This window comes from Actinomadura logoneensis, assembly GCF_003428695.1.
GTDB classification, from domain to species: domain Bacteria; phylum Actinomycetota; class Actinomycetes; order Streptosporangiales; family Streptosporangiaceae; genus Spirillospora; species Spirillospora logoneensis.
This window is the reverse complement of the sequence record NZ_QURH01000770.1, coordinates 1-3,973: the sequence shown is the minus strand read 5'-3', so window position 1 is coordinate 3,973 and position 3,973 is coordinate 1. Positions and strand designations below refer to the sequence as shown.

The window sequence follows — 3,973 nt, the reverse complement described above, 5'->3', positions numbered from 1 at the left end:
CGCGCGAGCTGCGGTGGGCGCGGGCCGGGCATCCGCCGCCGGTGCTGCTGCGCGCGGGCCGGGCCCGGCTGCTGGACGGCCCGGACGGGGTGCTGCTCGGCGCGCTGGACGACCCGCCGCTGGAGCCGGCGACGCTGCGGCTGGAGAGCGGCGACGTGCTGCTGTTCTACACCGACGGGCTGGTGGAGCGCCGCGACCGCGACCTCACCGAGGGGTTCGCGCTGCTGCGGGACGCCGTGCAGGAGCGTCCGGACGCGGGCCCGGACGAGCTGATCGAGCACGTGCTGACCGCGCTCGGCGCGGCCAACCCCAACGACGACACCTGCCTGCTGGCGGTGCGGGTCGTCTGAACCGTCGGACCGCCGTGGCACGATGGCGGGCATGAGCGGGCTGATGCTGCTGGACACGCCGTCGTTGTACTTCCGCGCCTTCTTCGGCGTCCCGGAGAGCGTGAAGGCCCCGGACGGCACGCCGGTGAACGCGGTCCGCGGGCTGGTCGACATGATCGCCACGCTCGTCCGGCAGCGCTCGCCCGAGCGGCTGGTGTGCGCGTTCGACGCCGACTGGCGGCCGGAGTTCCGGGTCCGGGCGATGCCGTCCTACAAGGCGCACCGGGTCGCCGAGGACGGCGGCGACCAGGTCCCGGACGCCCTCGCCGCCCAGCTCCCGGTGATCGACGCGGTGCTCGACGCCGTCGGGCTCGCGCGCGCCGGGGTGCCCGGCTACGAGGCCGACGACGTGATCGGCACGCTCGCGGTGCGCGGCGCGGCGAAGGGCCCGGTCGACATCGTCACCGGCGACCGCGACCTGTTCCAGCTCGTGGACGACCGCGCCCCGGTCGAGGTGCTGTACACCGCGCGCGGCATCCGCAACCTGCAGGTGATGGACGAGGCGGCGGTGGCGGCCAAGTACGGCATCCCGGGCCGCGGCTACGGCGAGTACGCGACGCTGCGCGGCGACCCCAGCGACGGCCTGCCGGGCGTGCCCGGCGTGGGCGACAAGACCGCCGCCGCGCTGGTGACCCGGTTCGGTTCGGTGCCGGGCATCATCGAGGCGCTGGACTCCGGCTCCGACGAGGGGTTCCCGGCGGGGGCGCGGCGCCGGCTGGAGGCCGCCCGCGCCTACCTGGCCGCAGCGCCGTCGGTGGTGCGGGTCGTGACCGACATCGACGCGCCCGAGCTCACCGGTCTCGACGACCGCCTGCCCGCGACGCCGCGCGATCCGGAGGCGCTGCTGGAGCTGGCCGACACCTGGAACCTGGCGAGCCCGGTGAACCGCCTGCTGAACGCCCTCCGCCCGTCCTGACCGGAGAAGGGCGTCCCCCGGCCGGGGAAAGGGGCCTTTTGTTCTGCGTCGGGAAACACCGCCGAAAGGGCGGCGTTCTTCGCGCGGGCACGTTGACAGGCTCGTCAAAATGGCGTTGTCACCGTGTCATATCCACGTGATCCACATCACGACTCGGCGCGGCTTGCGACCTTCACGATCTTGGGTTTCCATAGCGTCTGGTCGCTGTGGTCGCTGTTCAGTGAGGGAGGTCGGCGCGGACCCGTGCACCCCCCGCCACGCTCGTCCCGCGAGGACGACCGCTCCTTACTCCCTGACCGTCCGCTCCCCCCGGTCGCCCTGGAAATGCAGGGTCCCCGGCTCCGCCGCGACGTCACCGTCCTGCGCTGGCCCGCCGAGTCGGAACGGCGCGAGCTGTGCCGCGAGCGCGGGCTGCTGCGGCTGCTGGTGGTCGAGCGCGACCACGAGCCGCCGATCTGCGCCGACGTCCGCGAGGACTGGATCCGGATGCCCGCGACCCAGCGCGACTTCCAGGCCCGGATCGCGATGCTGCGCGCCCGGGGCGGGACCGGAGCCCGGCCGCACCTCGACCAGGACGGCATCCTGCGGCACGGCCGCCGCAGCGTCGCGGTCTCGCCCAGCGAGGCCCGGCTGCTGCACCTGCTGGTCCGGCGGTACGGCCGGATCGCGGCGCGCGAGGAGCTGCGCGCGCTGCTGGCCGAGGACGGCCGCCCGGTCAGCCGCAACGCGCTCGACCTGCACATCAAGCGGATCCGGCGGCGGGTGCGGCCGCTCGGCCTCACCCTGCGCACCGCCTGGGGCCGCGGCTACGTCCTGGAGGCCGACGACTCCGGCGCCCCCTGAGGGCCGCCGCGCATCGGGGGCCCGGTGAGGCGGTAGGCTCCCCACCCGTGCACCGCTTCCTCCCCTTCGTCCTGAAATGACCGAGCGGACTCCGGCCGCCGAGAGCGGCGGTGGGCCGCGGCTCGAACTGGCCGGCGTGTCCAAGGTGTACGACGACGGGACGGCGGCGCTCGCCGAGGTCACCCTCGGCGTCGGCGGCGGGGAGCTGGTGTCGGTCGTGGGACCGTCCGGATGCGGCAAGAGCACGCTGCTGCGGATCGCCGCCGGACTGGAGGCGCCGACCTCCGGGACCGTCCGGCACGCCCCCGAGCGGATCGGCTACGTCTTCCAGGACCCCGCGCTGCTGCCCTGGCGGACCGTCCGCGCCAACGTCGAGCTGCTCATGGAACTGCGCGGCACGCCGCGGGCCGAGCGCCGGGAGCGCGCCGGGCGCGCGCTGGAGCTGGTCGGGCTGGCGGAGTTCGCGCGGCACCGGCCGGGCGCGCTGTCGGGCGGTATGCGGATGCGCGTGTCGCTCGCCCGCACGCTCGCCGACGACCCCGACGCGCTGCTGCTGGACGAGCCGTTCGGCGCGCTCGACGAGATCACCCGGGCCGGGCTCGGGGACGAGCTGGCCGCGCTGCTCGCGGCGCGTCCCCGTCCGGCGGTCCTGGTGACGCACTCGGTCGCCGAGGCGGCGTTCCTGTCGTCCACGGTGCTGGTGATGTCGGCGCGGCCGGGCCGGGTGGTGGCGCGGGTGGAGATCCCGTTCCCCTTCCCGCGCGAGCGGTCGCTGCGCGCGACCCCGGAGTTCGCCGAGGTCGTCGCCGACCTGACCGGGCGGCTCTACCGCGGCATGGCGGAGGTCGCCTGACATGCCGCTCCGCCGGGGCGGCGACACCGCCCGCCACCCTGCCGCCGCGCGCTCGCGCGTCCGGGCCTGGCTGCCGCCGCTGGTCGTCCTCGGGCTGGCCGTCGCCGCCTGGTACGGCGTGAGCGACCGGCTGCTCAGCCCCGAGCGCCGGTTCCTGCTGCCGCCGCCGGACGCGGTCGTCCGGGTCGGGTTCCTCGACGGCGCCAACCGCGCCGAACTGCTCGCCGCGCTCGGCCGGACCGCCGAGGTCGCCGGGCTCGGGCTGGTGCTGGCGACCGCGGTCGGCGTCGGCCTGGCCGTCCTGATGAGCCAGGCGCGCTGGGTCGAGCGCTCGCTCTACCCCTACGCGGTCGTGCTGCAGACCGTCCCGGTGCTGGCGCTGGTGCCGCTGCTGGGTTTCTGGTTCGGGTTCGGCATGGCCAGCCGCGTCCTGGTGTGCGTGCTCGTCGCGGTCTTCCCGGTCATCGCCAACACGCTGTTCGGGCTGCGCTCGGCGGACGGGACGCTGGAGGAGGTGTTCCGGCTGGCCCGCGCGGGACGGCTGCGCCTGCTGCTGAAGCTGCGGCTGCCCGCCGCCGTCCCGGCGATGCTCACCGGGCTGCGCATCTCCGCCGGGCTGAGCGTGGTCGGCGCGGTCGTGGGCGACTACTTCTACCAGCAGGGGCAGCCGGGGCTCGGCATCCTCATCAACGTCTACCGGGCCCGGCTGGAGTCCGAGCGGATGTTCGCGGCGGTGCTGCTCGCGAGCCTGCTCGGCCTGGCGGTGTTCTGGTTCTTCGGGCTGCTCGCCCACTGGGCGGCACGCCGGCACGGCACGGACGGCCGCCGCCGCTGACGGCGGACGCGGCCGGAACGAACGAAGTGGGGAGACATGCGAACTGAGCGACGCGCGCGACGGCGCCGGACGACCGCGCCGCTGGCCGCCGGGCTGTCGGCGGTGCTGCTGGCCGCGCTCGCGGCCTGCGGCGGCGG

The 3,973-nt window shown here is 75.5% G+C and carries 5 protein-coding genes; all 5 read left to right on the top strand.

The window, feature by feature from the left end; translation table 11 throughout:
* Positions 1-350, top strand: a 350-nt coding sequence (locus DZF91_RS27090) for a PP2C family protein-serine/threonine phosphatase (RefSeq protein WP_147341405.1), incomplete at its 5' end; no start/stop codon positions are given.
* Positions 351-381: 31 nt separating this feature from the next.
* The gene (locus tag DZF91_RS27085) at positions 382-1,305 is read left to right on the top strand and encodes a 5'-3' exonuclease (RefSeq protein ID WP_117359992.1); all 924 of its coding nucleotides are present in this window, start codon (positions 382-384) and stop codon (positions 1,303-1,305) included.
* Between the two features lie 324 nt (positions 1,306-1,629).
* On the top strand, positions 1,630-2,148 hold the full coding sequence (locus DZF91_RS27080) for a helix-turn-helix domain-containing protein (RefSeq protein WP_117359991.1): 519 nt from the start codon (positions 1,630-1,632) through the stop codon (positions 2,146-2,148).
* A gap of 76 nt (positions 2,149-2,224) precedes the next feature.
* Positions 2,225-3,001, top strand: a complete 777-nt coding sequence (locus DZF91_RS27075) for an ABC transporter ATP-binding protein (RefSeq protein ID WP_117359990.1) — start codon at positions 2,225-2,227, stop codon at positions 2,999-3,001.
* Between the two features lies 1 nt (position 3,002).
* A complete protein-coding gene (locus DZF91_RS27070) occupies positions 3,003-3,836 on the top strand; it encodes an ABC transporter permease (protein WP_117359989.1) in 834 nt (277 codons plus the stop codon).
* Positions 3,837-3,973 lie beyond the last annotated feature (137 nt).